Here is a 21,442-nt window from a genome sequence, read left to right as displayed (position 1 = left end):
GCAGGGGGACTGCTTCAAAAATGGCATATTCGATGGTTTTTGCTCGTGTGACTTCTCTCTTTAGTAGGCTCGCACATGTGTTCAAACCGGAACAGCTAGCCCCTGTCTGGTGAAGGCGGGTAGTCCGGGATTTTTGGGTGATTTCCTTTCCCCACGAAGTTTTCTTCGATGATGTAGGGCGGTGGAATCGCCAGCTTGCTGCCGCGTTGATCGAAACGAACAGTTCCGTTGTGGTCAATCGCATAGCGGAACGCGCTGTAACGGTAGCCCTTCACCGTGGCATACGACGTGATGAGGTAGTATTTCAGCGGCTCGTTCATCGCCCGTTCCTTTTCGGCCATATTCGCAGGCGCGTCCTTCACGGCTGATTCTGGCAACGGCCTTTCCTTCATCTCGAAAGGCTGCGTCATGCAGTATTCCCGATGATCGTAGGCGTCTATGAAACGCACGGCCCCGCTTGGCAGGGTTTCATACTCGAATGAGCAGCGCGGGTTGTCAGCATACAGCGGCTTGAAGAAATAAACCGGGGTTCCTGCTTGGGCATGATGATACCTCTTGGGCGGCGTCCTTGAGTTTCTTTGTTCGGAAGGTGAATCCTGCCCGTGTTTGCCGCATCCTAAAGCCGCAAACAGCGCAGGAATTATCAACGCGAGGGAGGCAAGCCGCCCTCGTTTCACTAGATCACCGAGATTGCTTTTCATCGAAGGGCCAAAATATCGGATGAATGAAAACCACATCCCAAATTTCTTCAAAATCCACGAGGTTGAGATTCTGGCGATTGAGCTTCCCGGTAGCTGCTTCTTCCAAACGTGTTCGATAAACATCAACCCAAGCTGTGTTGCCGAATTTGTCTTTTAGCTCTAGCTGCGCATTGATTTTCAAATGAACGACCGCCAGTTCTGGATGAGCCAAAATCGTTTTGTATGTGTCGTTCATGTCCCGCTTGATTCGCTGGAATGAACCTTTCTCACCGCCGATAAAATCCCCCGGTGAACGATAGCTGATATTCACGAAATAGCCGTCTTGATTCGGGCCTGTCTTTTCAACCTTGATGTATTCAAAGCCCTCTGCCGATCCAAGAGACTCCTTCGCCAGTTTTTCTATTGCCGCAGGAGGATTTGAAAAATCAATGCCATCCGTCCCCACGCAGCTTCTCAAAAGCATCATTGTCAGTAAGCCCAGCACGAAACCACCGCCCACTGAATAGACTTTGCTCCGTTTGGCTTGGAGGCCGGAACTAGCAAAGCCATACCAAACGCCAAGAAAACCACCCATCGTAAGCAGGAAGCGCCAGTGATGCCACAAGATCGCAGCCACAACGATAAGGAGAACGAGCGCGCCGCAGCCCTTGAGGGCGTCTTTGTTGTTTGGGGCCGGTTTTGCAGATGCCTCAACGGGCGATTCAAAGAGCTTGTCGCGTAACTTTTTGGGGGCTGGTTTGTCCACGTTGTCATTCGGCATAGTCCCCGCTGATTCGTGCGGAACAGGGGGAGGCTCCGCGTGTTGTGACGGCGCTTCTTTGGCTTCTTGAGAATTGGTGTCGGCAGGGGCGATGGCAGAGAATGGCCGCCAATCTTCACTGCCCTCTGGCACAACGAGCGTTTCCGAATTGAGAATTCCTTCCTCCGCTTTTTGGAGCAGTTCAGAGAGAGAAAAGGGGCCATTGACGGCTTCTCCTTGGGAGTAATACCACCGTTCGTTTGATGCTTGCTGGTTGTCCATGTGTTCAAAGGCAGAAAATCAATCTCTGTCACCACGCCTGGAAAAATTCCAAACGGGTGACCCGAGAGTTGATAAGTCGCGTATAGACGACCGCGACGGCCTTTAAGCCGGAGGCTCTGGACATAACCGCCGCCTCCGGGCCATTTTCAGGTCTGGAAGCGGCGTGTTTGCGGCACACGCCCGCCGCTATACGCGAGGTTATCAAGTCTCGTCTGACCTCTCGATCAGCACTGTGAAATTAGAGAGTCGGCAGAGAGCACGCAAGAGTGAAAAGCTGGATTGTCTCAATCTTCGGCAGGCTCCGATTTCACCGTTTTTGCAGCGCAAAGGTGACTCAGATCAAGGCCGGGGTATTCGATTTTGGCGATGTCTTCCGCGAGTGTGCGGAGGTAGCCCGCTCCTCTGCCATAGTGGTTCATTTGACGGCTTGCCGGGCCTTCACCGTCTTCCCAGCCTGCGAGGCGTGCCACCGTTTCAGCGGGGAGCCTTGCCGCCCTTGTGGCGTCTCTGAACTGGTGCCTGAAACTGTGCATGGTTGCCCGGCATTCGCTGCCAACGGTCAATTCCACGAAGCGGGCGAACCATTTGCTAAAGGCATCGGAGAAATAGCCCTTGTGGCCCGGCGTGAGTTCCGGGAACAAGCGAGGGGATGCACTGTCACGCCTGCGTTCTTGAACAAAATCCATGAAGCCCAGCCGGATCAACTCAGGATGCAAGGGAACCTCGCGCTTGCTCTGCTTTGTCTTGAGCTTCTTTTCGCATTTGCTGCCGTCTTCCCGTTCTTCGCGGATGGCAATGAAGGTGATGCCTTCCACGGTCTTCACGTCTTCCGTGTAAAGCTGACAGGCTTCATTGCAGCGGAAGCCATGAAACAGGGACAACAGCGGAACCCAAAAGCGCCCTCCGCGTTCTTTGCCTTGGGCGCATTCCATGTGAAACGGCGAGCGGAAAAGGCGGTTCAGTTCCTCAATCGTGAACTGTGGGCGGGGAGGTGAATCGGCGTTGTCTTCAAATGACCGGCTCAGTCGTTTGCTTTTGACAGGGTTTTCACTGATCCACTTTTCTCCCATCGCCAGATTGAACAGGGCTGTGATTTGAATGTAGTTGTTGCGGAGCGTTTTCGGACTCAAGCGCCTCCGGTCTTCTGCCTTGTCGGCTGCCGCAACCGCCTGCTCCAGCGTCATTCCTTTGTAACGCTTCGTGGCGTTCGGGGGAATGCGGCGCAGCAAATCGAAAAGCTGCCGGATGTCCTCCGGCTGAATGGCCGAAAGCTGGCGTTCCCCTCCAAAGAACTCACGAAGAAGGCGGGCCGTGAGTTGTGAGGCATCGGCGCTTTTTCGAGAGAGGTTGAACTCTTGAATGGTCTGCTTCCGCAGTTCCAAAAGATCGTTGATCGTTTTCCCCTTCTTCTGCTCAGCAATCGCCGGCGAATGAAAATGCACGCCTTTGAACTGGTGGCTTCGTTCCTTTGCTGCATCGCCTTTGAGCATGTCTTGAGCACGCCCTAGATACTCCAGATGTGCATTGAAGAACAGAGGCCGGAGTGTCTTGAAGGCAGGGCTGGTGACGGCGCATTCAATGCCTTCGCTTTGAAGGAAGCGCAGCAACTCACGGGTGCCGTCCAACGGCTGGCCTTTGTATTCCTCTCCCCGTGCCAAGTCGTATTCATCCTCCTGAACATTGGAGCGCATTTGCTCCCGTTCATGCTCGCCAAGGAAGCGGCCTTCCTCTTGCATCCAATTTCCGAACTTGTGTTCAAACGTGGCAAGGTAGCGGGCTGCCATCTCCCACGCTTCGCGTTCTGAAATGACCGTAAGAAGACGCTTTTCGTGCTTGGCCTTGGGGGCCTTTAGGATCACCAGTTTTCGCCGCTCGTTTTCAAAAAGCGCGGTGACTCGCGCCCGTTCGTAAACAACCCTCCGGCAGGCTTCCTTGTAGTCGGAGGTTCCGAGAGATTCGCGGATGAGCTTCTTTCCAAGCGCCGCTTGGAGGTCGAGAGGCACTTTAAAATTGCTGTGCCAGCGTGAGCCGCGACGCAGCAAACCTTGTTGGCGGGACATTGATTCAGAGAGGGCAAGTGTGACAGTTGGGGGTTCCATGTCACTACCTTACTCCTTCATCCCCAAGGCCGTCCAAGCATCTAAGGTGCTCGAAAACGGGGTGGCGGAGAGGGTGGGATTCGAACCCACGGTGAGAATTACCCCACGCCAGTTTTCAAGACTGGAGCCATAAACCACTCGACCACCTCTCCATGATGCGTTCGGGGAACAGAAACTTAGTTTAAAGCATCTCGACGAGTTGAAAAGGACGAAGTTGTTTTTTGATCAAGTTCATCAGAGCCGAGCAGGCCCTGAAAATGTTTAGAAGCGAGGATTGCAGGACCCCTCTTTTTACTTAAGATGGAGTCATGAAGAAGGGTCATTTAAGATGGGATACACTGCTGCGGCTGGTCGTGCTGCTGAGCACGAAGATGGTTATGGCACAACTGCCTGTGCGGGATACGAATTTGGATGAGGCTATTCGCCAAGCGGAAGCGGTGATAGCAGCTTCAAACAAGGACTTTGTGAATGCGGCTAAGGATGTTAGCTTGGTCTTTCAGGCGGCGCGGGCGCTGCATGAGAAGGGCGATGAAACGCGGGCCGCAGAGTATTTTACCAAGGGGCTGCAATTGAGCCCGTGGAGCCTGGAAGAACAACTGGTGTATGCGGAGGTGCTGCGGAAGCTAAAGCGTAAGGAGGAGGCGATAGAGATCGGCGAGATGGTGGTGAAGCGTGCGGAGACGGATGAGCTCGCGAATGCAGCGCTAAAGATGCTAGGCCGGGGTCCTGTAGAGGGACCATCCGTTTTTAAAGGCCCGGTCGAAGGGCCATGGCTATGTTTTATTAAGGTGGGGCCAGTGGAAGACATTGTGATGAAAGAGGCGATGGAGCGCATCAGCCTGACGCTGGGAATGCCTGCTTATTTGGCACCTGATACAGTGGGACTGCCGGCGGCAGATCGCAGTGCTCTGGACCGATGGGTGACGAGGCAGGTGATCCCAGGGATCAAGTGGAGTCACCCGGTGGCGAGGCAAATGCTAAAAGATCTTGGTGGTGAGGTACCCACAGACATTGCACCAAAGAAATTGCTACGAGGACTGGTGGCGCTGATGCGTAGTGAGGGTGAGGATGTGCGGGCTGAGAACATGGAGAAAGAGATACTTCACTTTGAAAAATGGGATAAGCAGTGGCGGGCGTCAGGCCTGCTGAAGATGTTGCAGAGTTATCTACTACGGACGCCCATGCCTGGGAACGTCACAGTGGTGGGGGTGACGGGGGCGGACCTGTGTGATGATGATGTAAACTTTCTCTTTGGATCTGCTCTGACGGGCGGGAAGCTGGCAGTGACATCGTATGCACGCTACACGGCTGAGTTTAATCACGGGCCACCGGAGCGGAAGAAGGTGTTGAGCCGACTGCACAAGCAATTGCTAAGCGGGATCGGCTATGCGCTAGGTGTCCCCCGGCCAACGGACCCGACAAGCGCGCGTGCCTACCCAGCGAGCCTGGCGGAGCATGATGCGAAATCAGAATACATGTCGGCTGCTTGCCGATCTGGGTTTGAGAAAGCACTGGGACGAAAGCTACCCATGGAGGCGATACCGCCACAAATGCGCGGGCCATTACGGCCGAAATGAGGTGTGCCAAGCTGAATCCGGAACACTTTTTGTTAGGCCATTAAGATTGAAAGGAGTCTGCTCCGCATTAAATTTTATTAAATGATACTGTAGCTGAATAACCCGAACTCTCCCTGGGCAGCATTGCCGATGACCTTCAGGATAGGACGGAGGAAGTTGTCGTTAGGTCTTCAGCATGAGGTGTTACTGCTACTCTTAGTGAGGTCAGACACGACGCAGTGTGTCACTTGCTGGGCGCTTCGCTCCTTGAAACGTCGAACGCGCCACAGCGCGTCCGACATTCCATCAAAGTTCAGCGCATGCGAAAGACCACAACGCGGCGGTCCAACCGACGAGCAGCTTCATTGGCATCGGCCGGGGAGGAAGCTTCGGCTTCGCCATAGCCTACAGGCATGAGACGCTCGGCATTGACGCCATGATAAACGAGCTCGCGGGAGATCCGCTCCGCGCGTTCTTGAGAAAGCTGGAGGTTCTGCCCATAGTCACCTTCAGCGGATGCATGGCCTTCGATGACGAAAGTGTCATTGGCTAGGGCCGGGGCCTTCATGGCGTTTGCCATATCAATGACAAGGTCATAGGAATAGGCATCGGCAAAGTCTGTGGAGCCCTGACGGAAGAGGATGGCATCTGTGCTGATGGCCGAATCAGGATCGACGCTGTAGGACACGGCATAGGCGTCGCCACTGGTGTACGAGGCCGGAATATCATTCCGATAACGCTCCTGCTGGGCTGCCTGCGGCATGACGCGGTAAGTGCTCTGCGACTGGGGGAGGAGTTGGACTCGGTTAAGTTCTTGAGATGCAACGATGATCGGCGGGATCTCCTGCATGGAGGAGTAGCGGATCACCCGGCGGTTGCCATCGTAAAACTGAGTGCGGCGTTGGGTTTCGGTGGTTTCGAAAATTCGGCGTTCGCGATATACGTTGCCTGAAGGCGCCGCCTGCGGGACTCGGCCCTGGAATCTGTCCACGATAATACTGACCGCGCGGTCACGATCCTGCTGGGTCCGGCCCACTTCCTCGAAGGAGGGGCGGTAACGGGGCCTGGAATCGTCCCGGCGACGTCTTGGTTCAGAACGATCGTTTGAGTCTCGACGATCATTGGGACCACGACGATCATCAGAATCAGCTCGAGCGGCACCGCCACCGAGGATGTTCATGAGCAAGCGCTTGGCATCTTCCGGGGTTTCGATCTTGCGCGCCTGGGCAGCATCGGCTTGGCGATCACGTTTGGGTTCATCGGCAAGCACTTCGGCAGTCTCTTGCGTCGGGGGCTTCTGGGCAGCAGGGCGTTCAGGCCGTTCGCGCCCCTCAGCTTGATCAGACTTTTCGGGCTGTCCAGGTCGCTCAGGCTGTCCAGGCCGTTCTGGCTGCCCAGGCCGCTCAGGCTGTCCAGGCCGTTCTGGCTGCCCAGGCCGCTCTGGCTGTCCAGGCCGTTCTGGCTGTCCAGGCCGCTCTGGCCGTCCAGGCCGTTCTGGCCGTCCAGGCCGTTCTGGCTGTCCAGGTCGCTCAGGCTGTCCAGGTCGCTCAGGCTGTCCAGGCCGTTCTGGCTGTACAGGTCGCTCTGTGGATTTAGGTTCACCAGGAGTTGCCGGCGTAGGAGTCTCGGCTGGCATCGGGGCACCGGGAGCGGTCACCGAGGGATCAACGCCCCGTTCTTGCGGATCGGTGGGCTTTTTCCCAGGCACGGGACGACTCCCAGGGCGGGTCGGTGGGGCGTCGCTAGTGGCTGGCGGCACCTCGCGAGGGGTCGGTGGTGCATCAGGGGTTTCTACCGGGCGGGTCGAAGGCCTGTCCCTTTCTTGACCCGGTGCCTTGCGCTCGGGATCGCCAGATGGATTCCCGTTCGGGGCGGTGCCCCCAGGAGCCCGACCCGGAGCCTCTGGCTCACCAGTTTGATCTTTTGCTCGAGATGCTCTGCGGCGTTCAGCAGCGCCAGGACCGCCTGGGCGTTCATTTTCGGAAGGGCTACGACGGTCAGCTCCAGGAAGGCCCGAGCGCTCGGGGCGATCCTTTCCTGGGGCGGCAGGTCTTTCGCGCCTGCTGGCCCCGGGAGGAGTAGATCTATCAGGGGACTTTTCGGCAGACACCGCAGGAGGGGTCTCCGGCACGACAACTTTAGGAGCCGTGGCAGGGGCTTCCGGGGCCCTTGGCTTGTCCTCGTCTGGAGCTGGAGCGGAGGATTGCGCCATCGCCAGGAAAGGCATGGCAAGGGTGGCGAAGGCGGATGGAATGAAGCGTTTCATGAGGTAAAGACGTAGAGCAATAAAGAGACTGGTTGGATGTGGACGATTGAAGCATTCTATGAGTGTTTTAACTCGCACCCATGATTGCCCATGTCCCAGTCACTGTATTTTGATCGCGCCTCCTGTGCATAGCGGCTGCCTCTCCGTGTTTTTTCCATGGCCTGCGCAATTGGAACGCAAAGAGCTCAAGTCGATCTGAAGGTAGAGGGTATGCCGACCTGCTGGTTTGAACAGGCACAGAATCAGCTCCCCCCTGGGTAGGATCTAGGTAAGATGAGAGCGATGAAACGAATTACCCAATTTTCATCGCGCCAATGATGATGGCTCGTGCCTTTATTAGGCACCCATCCTCAGATGGAGAGTTTGCCGAAAAAAGCAGTTCCTGGCGATGGATGCTCAATCACCATTGGAAGGTCGAATTTAAGCCAGGACATCAAGGGAGGCGATACGCCCTATTCATCGATGACGGGGTGGGAGAGATGATCTCCCACCCTCAGGATTCTGAGACGGCGCAGCGTGTCTTACCGCATCACAAAAGGTCGAAGCGATCCAGGTTCATGACCTTGTTCCAAGCGGCCACGAAATCGCGCACAAACTTGGTTTGAGCATCCGAAGTGGCATAAACTTCAGCTAAAGCACGGAGCTGGGCATTGGACCCAAAGACCAGATCCACTCGTGTGCCCGTCCATTTGAGAGCTCCGGTTTTCCGGTCACGCCCTTCGAAGGCATCGTCATCCTTAGAGAGAGGCTTCCACTCAGTGCTCATGTCCAGCAGATTGACAAAAAAGTCATTGGTCAGCACCTCGGGTTGCTGAGTCAACAATCCAGCTTGGCCTGCGCCCACATTCGTGTTTAAGACACGCATGCCGCCGATGAGCACGGTCATTTCAGGAGCCGTGAGTGTGAGCAACTGTGCTTTATCAATGAGGAGTTCTTCCGCTGAAACGCTATACTTCGTGCGCTGATAGTTTCGGAAGCCATCGGCCAAAGGCTCCAGGAAACCGAAAGACTCGACATCGGTCTGGTCCTGCGTGGCGTCCATACGTCCTGGGGTGAAGGGAACCATGACCTCATGGCCAGCCTTCTTGGCCGCTAGTTCTACACCCGCACAGCCACCAAGAACGATGAGGTCAGCCAGCGAGATTTTTTTGCCTCCAGACTGGGAGGCATTGAACGCACTTTGAATACCTTCTAGTTTTTCCAGGACTTTAGCCAGTTGAGCAGGCTGATTGGCCTCCCAATCTTTTTGCGGAGCCAAACGGATTCTGGCACCATTTGCCCCACCTCGTTTATCCGAACCGCGGAACGTTGAGGCCGAAGCCCAGGCCGTAGAGACAAGCTCCGACACAGTTAGACCCGACTCCACGATCTGCTCTTTCAGAGCACCGATATCTTGCGCATTGACCAAGGGATGATCCACAGCTGGGATGGGGTCTTGCCAAAGGAGGATTTCTTCAGGCACCTCAGGCCCGAGGTAACGATCGCGCGGGCCCATGTCACGATGGGTGAGCTTGAACCAGGCACGAGCAAAAGCATCGGCAAACTGATCTGGATTCTCCAGAAAACGACGTGAAATTTTCTCATAAGCCGGGTCTGCGCGCAGAGCGATGTCAGTCGTCAGCATGTTCGGCGCGATGCGTTTCGTCTTATCATGCGCGTGAGGTACAGTGCCCTCCCCTGCCCCATCTTTGGGCCTCCATTGATGGGCTCCTGCCGGGCTTTTGGTCAGCTCCCATTCATAACCAAAAAGGTTCTCAAAGTAGTTGTTGCTCCACTGGGTGGGCGTGGTGGTCCATGTCACTTCCAGACCACTGGTGATGGTGTCACCACCTTTGCCGGTGCCGAAGCTATTTTTCCAGCCAAACCCTTGCTCAGCCAGGCCAGCGGCCTCTGGTTCAGCGCCCACATGAGAGGCCGGACCAGCACCATGGGTCTTACCAAAAGTATGACCACCCGCGATGAGGGCCACGGTTTCTTCATCGTTCATCGCCATGCGAGCAAACGTATCACGAATGTCATAGGCAGACTTCAAGGGATCGGGGTTGCCATCCGGGCCTTCAGGGTTCACGTAGATCAACCCCATCTGCACCGCAGCCAGCGGATTTTCAAGCAACCGCGAATGCACGTCCCCATTCGCCTGATCATCGGAAACGACCACACCACCCGCTTTGGCGACGCCTTCAGACCCGTGAGCATAGCGTTTATCGCCGCCTAACCAGGTAGTTTCACGGCCCCAATAGACATCGTGATCCGGCTCCCAGGTATCCTCACGTCCACCGGCAAAACCAAACGTTTTAAATCCCATCGTCTCTAGCGCCACGTTGCCCGTGAGGATCATCAGATCCGCCCATGAGATTTTGCGACCATACTTTTGCTTGATGGGCCAAAGAAGGCGACGTGCTTTATCCAGACTAACGTTGTCTGGCCAGCTATTGAGCGGGGCAAAACGCTGTTGCCCACGGCCACCTCCCCCACGGCCATCGCCTGTTCGATAGGTGCCAGCGCTATGCCAGGCCATGCGGATAAATAAGGGACCATAGTGGCCAAAATCTGCTGGCCACCAGTCCTGAGAATCCGTCATCAGCGCAGCGAGATCTTGTTTAACCGCAGCGAGGTCCAGACTCTTGAACTCTTCGGCATAATTGAAGTCTCCTCCCATGGGATCGGACTTGGAAGAATGCTGATGCAGAAGATCAATCTTCAACAGCTTCGGCCACCAATCGCGATTGGTCGTACCCGTGCTGGGCGCGTGGTGAAAAGGACACTTTCCTTGAGGGGCAGCAGCAGTGTGGGCTACAGGGCAAGTTTGAGCTTCGTCTGACATAAGTATTCTCTTGGGGATCAATGGACAGAAGGCGATGAGCCGAAGGCTTCACCGATACGCGGCACGGCACGCATCAGTGACAATTAATAACTGGAAATTTTCTTTTCGTCTAGAGGTCCGTCCTACCGGAGATGCGAGCCGATGAAAAAGGCCTAACCTAGATCAGCACTGATGTGGGAGAAAGTACTGGCACACCTCACGCCACCCGGCGCATACTGGCAGGCGTTCAGTACCTCTTTTCTCATTCCATGAAGTCCCTTTACGTTACCCTGTCCTCCGCCCTTTTGCTCTGCCTCACGGCCTGCCAGACTGAAGCCCCAGCGAAAAAGAAGACCGTCAGACAGCCCCCATCCCAGGCCCCCCAGAACACTAGCCCTCCAGCGGCAACCCCTAGCATCTCACCATCCGGTGTGGTGACGACCGCCAGCGGACTGAAATATCGTGTTCTGAGCTCTGGGCCTGATTCTGGGATCTCACCCACTTACAGGGATACCGTCTCAGTACATTATCATGGCACCCTCACTGACGGAACGGTCTTTGACAGCTCCATTGAGCGTGGTCAACCTGCGAGCTTTGGCGTCGGCCAAGTCATTCCCGGCTGGACGGAGGCGCTACAACTCATGAAACCTGGCGACAAATGGCTGCTGCACATCCCTGCACGCTTGGCCTATGGAAACCGCGCCATCGGCGGAAAAATCCCACCTAATAGCGACCTGATCTTCCAGGTGGAACTCCTCCAAGTGCTGGGTCGTTAGTTTTGATTCATTCTTTGTTAGCCAACGTTCAAATTCAGAGGAAATCCCCTGAAATCAGATTCACTCAACCATAATCTGGATCATCACGACGGCCTTGCAAGAGCAGCGAATGCAATGCCCCAGCGGAAGAAACGCCTTCCCAAAATAGATTTAGGAGGGTCGGCAGCCGCTAGGAGAGCTGCTGCCACGCTCAGAAACACTACTTTTAAATTGATCCCAGGCATTTTCAGGCTCTCTCAGAAAGACGAACAAAACAGTCGGCATTGCAATCCGCTCCCCAGGGTTTAAAGGGAAGGTTCGCTGTGACGTTCGCCACCCAGATCACGATTTTCCGCATCCTTCTCATCCCGGTTTTCATCGGGTTGGCGGTCTATTATGGGGAAAGTGTGTCCTCGGGACAGGCCAATGAAACGCTACGCTGGTGGACCATCGCCACCTTTGCCATCGCAGCATTGAGCGACGCTGTGGATGGTTATGTAGCCCGCCATTTCAATCAGCGCAGCCGTTTAGGTGCCATTTTAGACCCTCTAGCGGACAAACTTTTGCTGCTTTCCGGCATTATCACTTTGAGTTTTACCGGCTGGAGACAGCACTTTCCACTCTGGTTCCCTACCCTGGTCATTTTCCGTGACCTCGCCAGCATCGGTGGCGCCTTCCTCATTGATTATCTCACGGGGAAATGCGTGATCAAACCACATTGGACAGGTAAAGTAGCCACTTTTGCCCAGTTTGCCGCCGTCCTCTGGCTGATGTTAGATATTCCTTTCCTTATCTGGCCCACGGCTTTGGCCGGAGCTTTTACGGCCATCTCAGGCTTCCTCAATCTCGCGGCTGGCGTGCGCCAGGTACAAGAGCATTCAGGAAAGCATGACTGACCTGTCTCCATCCCTTTTAGAAAAAAACATCCCATGCGTAAAACCGTCGCCATCGTAGGCCGCCCGAATGTGGGCAAATCTGCCCTCTTCAATCGCCTTGCCGGCATGAATATTTCCATCGTTCATGACCTCGCAGGGGTGACTCGCGACCGTATCACGGCTGAATGCCGCCGTGGGCCGCAGGTCTTTAACATCATGGATACGGGCGGTATCGGAGCCAATACGGAGGATGTCTTGACCGAGCAGGTACAGGTAGAGGCTGCCATCGCCCTAGACGTGGCGGATCTGCTGCTCTTTGTAGTGGACGTGACGGCAGGTATCACGCCGATTGACCAGTCGCTAGCCCAGATGCTGCGCCGGACCAATAAGCATGTCATCCTGGTGGCCAACAAGTCAGATTCGGAAAAGCGTCGCTTAGGTTCCGGTGAGTTTGCCAAAATCGGTTTTGGCAATGCGGCAGAAGTAAGCGCCGTGCACGGCTACGGTATTGATGACCTGGTGGACTCCATTGTAGAGAAACTGGAATTGACCGAGGAAGAAACCGAAGAAGCTCGCGACGAACGCCTCTCTGCCCGCCCGCTCAAGCTAGCCATCGTGGGCAGGCCAAATGCAGGCAAGTCCTCTCTGGTAAACGCCGTCCTGGGTCAAGAACGAGCGATTGTCAGCGACCTTCCCGGCACCACTCGCGATAGCCTGGACGTGCATTGCACGTATAACGGCAAACATTACCAACTCATCGACACCGCCGGCATCCGCAAACAAGCGAAGGTGGAAGATGCCGTGGAAATCTTCAGCATCCAGCGCAGCTACGCCGCCATCAAGCGGGCAGACCTTTGCCTCCTGGTCATTGACTGCGCAGACGGTGCTAAGATGCAGGATCGCAAGATCGCCCAAATGATCGTGGAAGAGCGCAAGCCCTGCATCCTCGTGATGAATAAGTTTGACCTCTTCCACCCTCATGCCCAGCAAAAGGATCGTCTGGAAGAGTTGGCTGAAACCATGCGTCGCGAGTTTTTCTTCCTCAGCTACGCTCCCCTGGTCGCCATCTCAGCCAAGAATAACGACAACGTGGGCAAGCTGTTTGTGCAGATCGAAAAAGTGCGAAAAGGCGCGCAGGGTCGCATCGGGACAGGCGTGCTGAATCGCTTGATGCATGAAACCATCGAAAACACTCCAGGCCCGCTCGGCCGCAGTCCACAGACCTTCAAGCTGCTCTACGTAACGCAGGTAAACGAGACGGAAGATGTCTCCATTCCCGTGCCTCACTTCGTGATGTTCGCCAACCGCGCGGCCAAGATGACCGACGGGTACCTGCGCTTCCTCGAAAGCGTGATTCGCAAAGAATGGCCTGCCCCAGGCGTGCCCTTCCGCATGAGTGTGCGTGGCAAACAGCCCAAAGAAAAGAAGCGCTAGGTGGAAAACCTCATGAAGGGCAACTCGGGCAAGCCCTGAATGGATGCTGGAAACTGGCATCGAGCGGCCAAAATGACGATGGCCATCACGTGAAACGTGATGGCCACTCAAAATTTAATTTTCTGCGCCGACAGCGCTGGACGATCAATGGTGGGTCGCTTTTTCAGCCCCCAGCCCCGTGTGAGCACGGACCGTGAGTTCTGAGAATTTAGCCTCAGCTTCAAGATCACGTGGAGTCAGGATGGTGCCCAGATACGCCGCCAAGAACCCCAGAGGAATGCTGACAATTCCTGGGTTTTCCAGGGGAAATGGAGCCCCAGCTTTGCCAAAAAGCCCATTCGGGCTAAGCAAGATGAGGACAATGGCGGAGACCAATCCGGTGACCAGACCGGCCACAGCACCGGTCGTATTGAACCGCTTCCAAAAGACACTGAAGATAATGACCGGAAGGTTGGCACTGGCAGCCACAGCAAAAGCAAGTCCGACGAGGAACGCCGCATTCACGGCGGGGCCTAGATAGATGGCGATACCGATGCTGACTGCCCCCACAATGAAGGCGGTGATGCGGGCGACTTTCACCTCAGCTCCGGGGCGGTTTTCTTTGCCGTGATGGAGAACGTTCGAGTAAAAGTCATGAGCGAAGGAGGCCGAGGCACTCATGGTCAAGCCAGCGACCACAGCCAGGATGGTGGCGAAAGCAACGGCACTGATGAAGGCAAAAAAGAGCTCTCCTCCCAATTCCTGCGCCAGAATAGGAGCGACCATATTCGGATTCGGCGCGCCGGTTTCCGTGAGGATCAGCGCCTTTTTCAAAATGGTGGCTGCACCAAAACCAAAGAAGGTGGTCATGATGTAGAAAATACCAATGATGGCCATCGCCCAAACCACGCTGGAACGCGCCGTCTTGGCATCTGGAACTGTGTAAAAACGCACCAGAATATGCGGCAGACCAGCCGTTCCCAAAACGAGTCCCAATCCCAAGGAGACGAGATCGAGTGGGCCCCATTTACCTGCGACAGCAACGCCAAACTTGAGGCCGGGCTCCAGAAGGTTTTTCGGTTCAGCGGTGCCTGCGTAGTCCGCTTTCGATACGGCATCGAAGAAGCCAGCCAGACTGAAGTGATGATACTGAAGAACGAGGTAGCTGAGCAGGATCGCACCTGCCATGAGCAGCAGCGCTTTGATGATCTGTACCCAAGTGGTAGCGAGCATTCCCCCAAAGACAACATAGACCAGCATGAGCACTCCCACCCCAATGACGGCAGGAGCAAAGGAAAGACCGATCAGGCGCTCAATGATCACCCCGGCACCCACCATCTGAGCAATCATGTAAAAAGTAGAAACCGTGAGCGTGCTGAGGGAGGCCATGGCACGAACAGGCCGTGGCGAGAGGCGATAAGCCAACAGGTCCGCCATGGTATATTTCCCGGCATTTCTCAGAGGCTCAGCCACGATGAGTAGCACCGTGATGTAAGCCACGAGGAAGCCCACCGAGTACATAAACCCATCGTAACCGGAGAAACAGATCATTCCTGAAATTCCCAGGAAGGAGGCTGCGCTCATGTAGTCTCCCGCGACAGCGAGACCATTTTGCCAGCCAGTGATATTACGACCCGCCGCAAAGTAAGCACTCGCCCCTGTGTTGCGCTTAGCAGCCCAGAAAGTGATCAGCAACGTGAGCGCCACGAAGCCAGTGAACATGATAAGGGGAATCAAGCTTTTGGAAGAAGCCGGAGAGGCCGCCGTCGCAGCAGCCGCTGAAAGAAGAGAAATGAACATGCAGATGAAGTCTAAAAAAAGAAAGGCTTGGAAAGCGCTGTGGTTTCCCGCAGCAAAGAAAAGAAATCGAAGACTGTTTACTTCACATCGGCAATCACAGCTGCGGCCTCACGATCCCAACGGGAGGCGACTCGGACGTAAACGAAAGCCATGATCCAGGCCATGAAGAACTGAGAGAGGGCAAAAAGATAGGCAATGTTCACCTCACCGAAGACTTTCTTTTTCATCAAATCAGGAGCGTAGCCCACTAAAATAGGTAGGGCCAAATAGTAGGCCATGAAGAAGATGGTAGCCTTAATGATGAAGCTGGCTTTGCGCCCAAGAAGAGCGCGGAACTCAGGCTTTGCTTCGAGTCTGTCCCAATCCACCGATCGTTTATTTTCTTGCATGGCGCGCGAGAGTACGGAGCACTGCCTAAAATGGCAAGAATGATGTCACCTAATTTGCCGATTCCGGACAGGTTTGTTCGCAACTTTTTACCGAAAGAAAAAGCGAAGCCAGAACGCCTCTTGGGAAAGAGGGTTTTTACGACTCAAAGCCTTTGTGCACTCCCACCTTCATTCAAGGAAGTTCAGCGCGGCGACGATCTGTAAACATCTTCACCGCAGTCTTCATGCGACCAAGGACATAATAGACCGTCTGGCTCCGCAAACGAACTAATTCCGCACCGATGATGCGTGGCACAAAATCCGCAGGCACCGCCATCACCTCAATCAAGGTGCTCCCATTAAGCCCGCGACAGAGAATGGCAGTCATCGCCTTGGTGAGTGTTTGAACTTTAGGTCCTAACTCAATGGCGAAATGAACTCGATCTTCGTCATCCACTCGCACAAAGACCCCAACGGTATCGGTGCACTCTTCGTCCTTACGCACATCTTCCAGGTTGTAAGCCACCCCCTCCTTGCGGCCACAGGCGGCGGCTGCATCTGCGTAATTGATGAGAGTTTCCCGGCGTGCAGCCTCAGGCAAAAACTCAAACAGCTCAATGATCTCGTTGAGGGCAGTGGGATAGGGCATAAGGGGGGAATTAGAGACCAAAACCTTTCTAGACTTGAGAATGCTACGCACCCACTTCAATTGGGGTGCGCACCATATTGCCCCATTCCGTCCAACTGCCGTCATAGTTACGCACTTGGTTATACCCGAGAAGATATTTCAGCACAAACCAAGTGTGACTACTGCGCTCACCAATGCGACAGTAAGCGATGATATCGTCATCGGTTTTCAGCCCCAATTCATTGGCATAGATAGCCTCCAGCTCCTCACGAGATTTGAAAGTTTTGTCGGCATTGGCCGCACGCGCCCACGGAGCACTTTTCGCTCCTGGGATGTGACCACCGCGCAGCACGCCTTCCTGAGGATATTCAGGCATGTGGGTGACCTCACCTGAGTATTCCTTGGGGCTGCGCACATCCACAAGCTTTTTACCAGCTTTACAGTGTTCCAAGGTCTGCTGAAAATAGGCACGATGCGCCTCATCATCACGCTTGGATGGCACGGGATAATCGCTGGCCGGGAAGGCGTTTACAGAGCGGGTCAAAGGCTTGTTTTCCGCCTCCCATTTGTCGCGGCCACCATCCAGGATTTTGGCCTTGGTATGACCGAACAGCTGAAAAACCCAGAAGGCATAACAGGCCCACCAATTCGATTTATCCCCATAAAAAACGAGGGTGGTCTCTGGCGTGATGCCATGGCGACGGCAAAGTTCAGCGAAAGCTTGCGGACCGATGTAATCGCGAGTCGTCTGGTCATTCAAGTCGCGGCGCCAGTCAATGTGAACGGCACCTGGGATGTGGCCCACATCATAAAGAAGCAGGTCTTCATTGCTTTCAATAATTCGAATGCCGGGGGTCTCTAGATTGGCGGCCAGCCAATCCGTATCAACCAGGATTTCAGGGGTGTGGTAGGCAGCAAATTTGGAATTCATGATCAAAAAAAGGCAAAAATAAATCATGGCGATGCCGCCCCTCGATTCAACTCGTCATATCAACGGCTCGCCGATCTGAATCGGTGCCGAAAAGAATCATCAAAAAAAATCAAAAATGATTCAACATCTCCTCAGGAGAGGAATCTAATCTATCAACAGTGATGGCGGGAGAGAGTCCCCCTAACTGGTCTTGAGAGTGATTGGTTGTTGTCATCACCCCTGTGGAAACACAGGTCAGTGTTGAGGTTGATGCAAACAAAGAGGTCGGGCGGAATCGGGAGCCGCCCGGCCTCAATTTTTTTACACCAGTGTTTCCGTAGCCTTCACCCAAGCGGTGGGACCGCACCAAAGTTGGGCAGCTTCAGCCAGAGCGGCTGCATCAGCATGCGTTTTGGTCACTGCAAACATGGTCGAGCCAGACCCTGACATAAGTGCTGCCTGCACTCCTTTTTGCTCAAGCAGCCACCCTTTAAGCGCCGCGAGAAGGCGATATTTCTCAAAAACTGGCCTTTCCAGGCCATTCACCATGTGTCCCCATGGACAGTGCTGCGGTGCATAAAGTACTCCCCTAAGCTCCTGCGAGTCCTTCCAGTGTTTGTAAGCCCACGGGGTTGGTATGGGAAAGGCCGGTTTGATAAGCACCAAAGGCAACTTCCAAGAAAACTCCACCGGAGTCACTCTTTCCCCACGCCCGGCTCCGTCAGCCGCACCCGTTTCCAATAAAAAACAGGGCACATCAGCGCCTATATCTCCGGCGATTTCTAGAAGCTCCGAGAGCGGGAGAGGCTTTCCCGTGAGTTCATTAGCTGCTTTTAAAATGGAGGCCGCATTGCTACTGCCCCCCCCCAACCCTGCGCCCGAGGGAATTCTCTTTTCCAAATGGATGTGCCAAGAGTTTGTTCTGCCGAGACGGCGTTCAAAAGCACGTACTGCTTTGATAGCTAAGTTGGAATCATCCAGCGGAATACCGGGAATGTTGCAAGTCAACTCGACGGATTTCCCTGGACCCATCAACTCCAATTTCACGGTATCCGAGATACCTATTTTGCACAGTCGCGTCTCGACTTCATGAAATCCGTCGGATCTGCGATCTAAAATACGCAGCCAGAGATTAATCTTTGCAGGTGAGGAAAGCTCCACAACAGGTCGGTTTTAGGTGAAATTAAGTATTCGAGGACAGTCGTCCCATTAAGGCAAGCATGCGACCAGTCCGACCTTTCTCCATGCGGTAAGAATAAAATCTCCGCAAGTCACTGGAAGTACAGATATCACAGTCCGCATAGTGCTCGGGTAAAATCCCAGCTTGCAGACAAGACTCCCGGATTTGAGAGGCGAAATCCACTTCATAAGCAGGGGGGCGAATGCAGGGCCCCAATTGCGCACGGATGTTGCTTGGGTCACAGCCATATTTTGCATGCATGAGGCGTATCGCTTCGGCTGCAATGCCCAACTCAGATCCTTTTTTCCCCGAGTGTACGATTCCACAAGCTCCTGTAACTGGATCAGCCAAGTAAAGGGCTCCACAATCTGCCACATAGATGCCAATTACCAAATCGGCTGCGCCAGTGACAATGCCATCCGCTCCAAGAATAGGGGCCGTAGGCACCGAATCAATTGCCACGACCCTAGAACCGTGAACTTGCTCTGCAGTGCATAAAGAATGGGCATGGAAGCCCAACTCGACAGCCTGCTCGCGGTGCCAGTCCCACAGACGCTCCACCACCACGACGCGCTCAGCATCCACCGCTATGTCTGGGTGCCTCAGGGTGAAACGATGCCGAAAGCCCGGCAAGTCACTCAAGAGAGGAAAAGTCATCCAAAGAGAATCATCCATAGCTATTTAAAAGCAGAAAGCGCATGAAGCATACAAGCTCCATGCGCTTTCGAAACAAACAATACAACGGGAAATCTTACTTGCTGGCGACGCTCGTATCCATCGTGCGGTAGGAGGTCATGAAAGAAGCAGCATCCGTGGCGTCAGTCTCACTCATCGCTTCGGCAATTTGGTCCTGAAGACCATCGCGGAGACGGCTCACAAGATCCAAGCCCTTGGAGGTAACACGAACCATCACTTTGCGGCGGTCATCAATCGCGTGGGTGCGCTCCATGTATCCCAGCTTTTCAAGACGATCCACCAACCCAGTCGCAGCAGCAGTCGAATGACCCATTTTACGGGCAATATCGGTCATCGTCAGCTCCTTCGAAGTAGCCAAATAACTCAACAGGAAGAACTGAGCGAAGGAGATGTTATCGCGGTTCAGCTCCTTGGACAAATTGAGCAAGAATTCCCGCTGGCTGAACAAAATGAAGTCGGCCAATTTGGCGTGATCCTTGATTTCAGGCTGGAGTGTGTTGGACATAAATGGGGAGCTAGAGGCTTGGCCGGACAGGAAAATTTTGAATATCTATTTAAAATGTAACCAGAACCAATGGTAAGCGCAAGCTAATTCCATAGAATCCATAAATTACAGGCCTTGCTGAATACTAAATTCTCAAACTCAAGAATTCAACAACACCGAATTATCAACCATGACAGCCGAAAAGACAAGATTTTTATTCAAAGCCTCCCAGATAAATTTAAAAAAATGCCATCATTTCTCAAGGACAGCAGTATGAGCGCGTGGCTCGCTCCTCATCCTTATTGCTTTTTTCATGCGGCCCACTGCTACAGGCTTCTAGATCATAGGCTGACTAACCACAAAGAAAGTCATGAGTCTCCCACAGGGTCAAATATCCAAATATTTTAATTGATTGCAGAGATTCAATGATCTCACCCACAGGCATTACCCTCAGTGTGCCCTTATGGATTGAGGCCAAAAGGTGTTTTTTTCATACACCACTCGTGGTTCTCGTGATCGCTTTGCATTGGAGCTTGTGTTTTCTTTTTTGAGAACTGGCCCAAATCATGCCGCAATCGAGCAAGCAATCCGTAAGTTTGTCTGTTGTAGGCACGATTCTCGAAACGTAGTGTTTTCCATCATGAAAATTTTCTTCCGCTGTCTTGCTTTCACTTGCCTCGCCTTCATGACCGTTTCTGCGCAGCAGATCCCAGAGGTCATCAACGACAAAGAACTGCGAGCTTGGGCCAATGATGGCGACGCGGACTCTCAATTTGAACTCGGACTGCGACTGCTCACGGGTGAGGGTTTAAAGAAGAATGAAGCTGAGGGGATGCAATGGATGGAAAAAGCGGCCGCTCAGAAACACCTGCGTGCGCAGTTCGTAATGGGTTCCCTCTATGAAGATGGCGTGGGAGTGAAGAAAAACGATGCCAAAGCCTTCGAATGGTATCGCAAGTCCGCCGAAAATGGGTTTGCCGCAGGACAGCATGCCGTCGCGATGGCGTATGATCTAGGTCGTGGCGTCAAATTGGATGCCGAAAAGGCCACCGAATGGCTAGAAAAAGCGGCCGAACAAAATTATCCACAAGCTCAAACTGCGCTCGCAGCCAAATACGAGCGGGGAGTAGGCACTGCAAAAAGTCCCTCTAAAGCGGCTCTTTATTACCTTCGCGCAGCGCAGCAAGATTTTGTGCCAGCCATGAGCCGTTTGGCAAATCTCTACTATTCCGGCACAGGGGTTCCTGTCGATTACCGACGCGCAGGTGCGTGGTATCAGCGGGCAGCCCGCAGTGATGACCCCTGGGCAGCCAACAACCTGGCCTGGTTCATGGCGACATGTCCTGACGAAAGCCTTCACAATGGCGAACAAGCGGTGCAACTTTCCTCCCGCGCACTGCGCATCATGGATGAAGCAGGGGAAGAGCAGCGTTATGAAATGATCGATACCAAAGCCGCCTGTCTCGCTCGAAATGGTGAGTATTTAGAAGCTGTGCTTTGGCAAAAGAAAGCCCTGGCCCTGCTGCCTGCCGACAAAGAGTTGGCAGAAGAAGATCGCCGCAATCTGGAAACTGAATTTCAAACACGCCTCAAGTTGTACCAGAAACAAACTCCCTACACGGACACCGAACCGAAGTCCGACTCAGAAGCGGCACCACTTCCGCAGGATACGATTCTGCAAGAAGAAGGCATCCCGGGAGCCCCCGCTAAACCCAAAGGTAACAAAGGCAAAAGCCGAGGCACGGTGGTCTGAGAATTCAAAAACGCCACGTGATCGCCTCTTAATCAGCACAAAATCCGCACATCCTTTCGCAATCCTTGCAAGACTGCCAGGCAGCGGCACGGTTACAAGGCTGACTCTTTTCCCATTCGTTGCTTCAACGAGGA

General features: G+C 54.1%; 18 protein-coding genes and 1 tRNA gene. 5 read left to right on the top strand and 14 right to left on the bottom strand.

The window, feature by feature from the left end; all coding sequences use genetic code 11:
• Positions 1–95: 95 nt before the first annotated feature.
• The 4 genes from HNQ64_RS12025 to HNQ64_RS12010 all read right to left on the bottom strand — a co-directional run bounded on the left by HNQ64_RS12025 (position 96) and on the right by HNQ64_RS12010 (position 3,973).
• On the bottom strand, positions 96–701 hold the full coding sequence (locus HNQ64_RS12025) for a hypothetical protein (protein ID WP_184208833.1): 606 nt from the start codon (positions 699–701) through the stop codon (positions 96–98).
• Entirely contained in the window at positions 682–1,722 is a 1,041-nt protein-coding gene (locus HNQ64_RS12020) for a DUF4339 domain-containing protein (RefSeq protein ID WP_184208831.1), read from the bottom strand. Before HNQ64_RS12020 ends, HNQ64_RS12025 begins: the two co-directional genes overlap by 20 nt.
• Before the next feature lie 284 nt (positions 1,723–2,006).
• Positions 2,007–3,782: a site-specific integrase gene (locus HNQ64_RS12015; protein WP_184208829.1), complete on the bottom strand. Its 1,776-nt coding sequence runs from the start codon at positions 3,780–3,782 to the stop codon at positions 2,007–2,009.
• A 101-nt stretch (positions 3,783–3,883) separates the two neighbouring features.
• Positions 3,884–3,973 (bottom strand) — tRNA-Ser (locus tag HNQ64_RS12010).
• 156 nt (positions 3,974–4,129) lie between these two features.
• On the opposite strand from HNQ64_RS12010, the gene HNQ64_RS12005 reads away from it, so the two are divergent.
• The gene (locus HNQ64_RS12005) at positions 4,130–5,398 is read left to right on the top strand and encodes a hypothetical protein (RefSeq protein WP_184208827.1); all 1,269 of its coding nucleotides are present in this window, start codon (positions 4,130–4,132) and stop codon (positions 5,396–5,398) included.
• Between the two features lie 292 nt (positions 5,399–5,690).
• Here the strand turns inward: HNQ64_RS12005 and HNQ64_RS24340 are convergent, their stop codons facing one another.
• The 3 genes from HNQ64_RS24340 to katG form a co-directional block, all read right to left on the bottom strand.
• Entirely contained in the window at positions 5,691–6,647 is a 957-nt protein-coding gene (locus HNQ64_RS24340) for an OmpA family protein (RefSeq protein WP_184208825.1), read from the bottom strand.
• On the bottom strand, positions 6,554–6,979 hold the full coding sequence (locus tag HNQ64_RS23810) for a hypothetical protein (RefSeq protein ID WP_221305431.1): 426 nt from the start codon (positions 6,977–6,979) through the stop codon (positions 6,554–6,556). Before HNQ64_RS23810 ends, HNQ64_RS24340 begins: the two co-directional genes overlap by 94 nt.
• 1,193 nt (positions 6,980–8,172) lie before the next feature.
• Positions 8,173–10,467, bottom strand: coding sequence for a catalase/peroxidase HPI (gene katG / locus HNQ64_RS11990; RefSeq protein ID WP_184208823.1), 2,295 nt, complete (start codon positions 10,465–10,467; stop codon positions 8,173–8,175).
• 248 nt (positions 10,468–10,715) lie between these two features.
• Here katG and HNQ64_RS11985 point away from each other — a divergent pair, with 248 nt between their 5' ends.
• The 3 genes from HNQ64_RS11985 to der all read left to right on the top strand — a co-directional run bounded on the left by HNQ64_RS11985 (position 10,716) and on the right by der (position 13,510).
• Positions 10,716–11,222, top strand: coding sequence for an FKBP-type peptidyl-prolyl cis-trans isomerase (locus HNQ64_RS11985; RefSeq protein WP_184208821.1), 507 nt, complete (start codon positions 10,716–10,718; stop codon positions 11,220–11,222).
• A 302-nt stretch (positions 11,223–11,524) separates the two neighbouring features.
• Entirely contained in the window at positions 11,525–12,097 is a 573-nt protein-coding gene (locus HNQ64_RS11980) for a CDP-alcohol phosphatidyltransferase family protein (RefSeq protein WP_184208819.1), read from the top strand.
• 33 nt (positions 12,098–12,130) lie between these two features.
• Entirely contained in the window at positions 12,131–13,510 is a 1,380-nt protein-coding gene (gene der / locus HNQ64_RS11975) for a ribosome biogenesis GTPase Der (RefSeq protein WP_184208817.1), read from the top strand.
• A gap of 144 nt (positions 13,511–13,654) precedes the next feature.
• On the opposite strand, the gene HNQ64_RS11970 is transcribed toward der, so the two are convergent.
• The 7 genes from HNQ64_RS11970 to HNQ64_RS11940 form a co-directional block, all read right to left on the bottom strand.
• Positions 13,655–15,211 carry a solute symporter family protein gene (locus tag HNQ64_RS11970; protein ID WP_343075894.1) on the bottom strand — a complete coding sequence of 519 codons (1,557 nt, stop codon included), beginning with the start codon at positions 15,209–15,211 and terminating at the stop codon, positions 13,655–13,657.
• Positions 15,212–15,366: 155 nt separating this feature from the next.
• A complete protein-coding gene (locus tag HNQ64_RS11965) occupies positions 15,367–15,678 on the bottom strand; it encodes a DUF485 domain-containing protein (protein ID WP_184208813.1) in 312 nt (103 codons plus the stop codon).
• Positions 15,679–15,850: 172 nt separating this feature from the next.
• Positions 15,851–16,306, bottom strand: coding sequence for a SufE family protein (locus tag HNQ64_RS11960; protein WP_184208811.1), 456 nt, complete (start codon positions 16,304–16,306; stop codon positions 15,851–15,853).
• A gap of 43 nt (positions 16,307–16,349) precedes the next feature.
• Positions 16,350–17,216 carry a sulfurtransferase gene (locus tag HNQ64_RS11955; protein ID WP_184208809.1) on the bottom strand — a complete coding sequence of 289 codons (867 nt, stop codon included), beginning with the start codon at positions 17,214–17,216 and terminating at the stop codon, positions 16,350–16,352.
• Between the two features lie 300 nt (positions 17,217–17,516).
• Positions 17,517–18,356, bottom strand: a complete 840-nt coding sequence (gene ispE, locus HNQ64_RS11950) for a 4-(cytidine 5'-diphospho)-2-C-methyl-D-erythritol kinase (RefSeq protein WP_184208807.1) — start codon at positions 18,354–18,356, stop codon at positions 17,517–17,519.
• A gap of 22 nt (positions 18,357–18,378) precedes the next feature.
• On the bottom strand, positions 18,379–19,032 hold the full coding sequence (locus HNQ64_RS11945; protein ID WP_184208805.1) for a polyphenol oxidase family protein: 654 nt from the start codon (positions 19,030–19,032) through the stop codon (positions 18,379–18,381).
• Positions 19,033–19,126: 94 nt separating this feature from the next.
• The gene (locus HNQ64_RS11940) at positions 19,127–19,576 is read right to left on the bottom strand and encodes a MarR family winged helix-turn-helix transcriptional regulator (RefSeq protein ID WP_184208801.1); all 450 of its coding nucleotides are present in this window, start codon (positions 19,574–19,576) and stop codon (positions 19,127–19,129) included.
• Positions 19,577–20,195: 619 nt separating this feature from the next.
• Here HNQ64_RS11940 and HNQ64_RS11935 point away from each other — a divergent pair.
• Positions 20,196–21,308 (top strand): tetratricopeptide repeat protein, encoded by a 1,113-nt coding sequence (locus tag HNQ64_RS11935; protein ID WP_184208799.1) that lies wholly within the window; start codon positions 20,196–20,198, stop codon positions 21,306–21,308.
• The last annotated feature ends 134 nt before the right edge of the window (positions 21,309–21,442 follow it).

It is taken from the genome of Prosthecobacter dejongeii (assembly GCF_014203045.1).
Classification (GTDB): Bacteria; Verrucomicrobiota; Verrucomicrobiia; order Verrucomicrobiales; family Verrucomicrobiaceae; genus Prosthecobacter; species Prosthecobacter dejongeii.
The sequence above is the reverse complement of the archived record's forward strand: the minus strand, read 5'-3'. Positions and strand labels throughout refer to the sequence as shown.

Excerpts from the sequence above, each read along its gene's own strand:
- HNQ64_RS12025 (WP_184208833.1), bottom strand. The coding sequence starts at position 701 with ATGAAAAGCAATCTCGGTGATCTAGTGAAACGAGGGCGGCTTGCCTCC.
- HNQ64_RS12020 (WP_184208831.1), bottom strand. The coding sequence starts at position 1,722 with ATGGACAACCAGCAAGCATCAAACGAACGGTGGTATTACTCCCAAGGA.
- HNQ64_RS12015 (WP_184208829.1), bottom strand. The coding sequence starts at position 3,782 with ATGTCCCGCCAACAAGGTTTGCTGCGTCGCGGCTCACGCTGGCACAGC.
- HNQ64_RS12005 (WP_184208827.1), top strand. The coding sequence starts at position 4,130 with ATGAAGAAGGGTCATTTAAGATGGGATACACTGCTGCGGCTGGTCGTG.
- katG (WP_184208823.1), bottom strand. The coding sequence starts at position 10,467 with ATGTCAGACGAAGCTCAAACTTGCCCTGTAGCCCACACTGCTGCTGCC.
- HNQ64_RS11985 (WP_184208821.1), top strand. The coding sequence starts at position 10,716 with ATGAAGTCCCTTTACGTTACCCTGTCCTCCGCCCTTTTGCTCTGCCTC.
- der (WP_184208817.1), top strand. The coding sequence starts at position 12,131 with ATGCGTAAAACCGTCGCCATCGTAGGCCGCCCGAATGTGGGCAAATCT.
- HNQ64_RS11970 (WP_343075894.1), bottom strand. The coding sequence starts at position 15,211 with ATGTTCACTGGCTTCGTGGCGCTCACGTTGCTGATCACTTTCTGGGCT.
- HNQ64_RS11965 (WP_184208813.1), bottom strand. The coding sequence starts at position 15,678 with ATGCAAGAAAATAAACGATCGGTGGATTGGGACAGACTCGAAGCAAAG.
- HNQ64_RS11960 (WP_184208811.1), bottom strand. The coding sequence starts at position 16,306 with ATGCCCTATCCCACTGCCCTCAACGAGATCATTGAGCTGTTTGAGTTT.
- HNQ64_RS11955 (WP_184208809.1), bottom strand. The coding sequence starts at position 17,216 with ATGAATTCCAAATTTGCTGCCTACCACACCCCTGAAATCCTGGTTGAT.
- HNQ64_RS11945 (WP_184208805.1), bottom strand. The coding sequence starts at position 19,032 with ATGACTTTTCCTCTCTTGAGTGACTTGCCGGGCTTTCGGCATCGTTTC.
- HNQ64_RS11940 (WP_184208801.1), bottom strand. The coding sequence starts at position 19,576 with ATGTCCAACACACTCCAGCCTGAAATCAAGGATCACGCCAAATTGGCC.
- HNQ64_RS11935 (WP_184208799.1), top strand. The coding sequence starts at position 20,196 with ATGAAAATTTTCTTCCGCTGTCTTGCTTTCACTTGCCTCGCCTTCATG.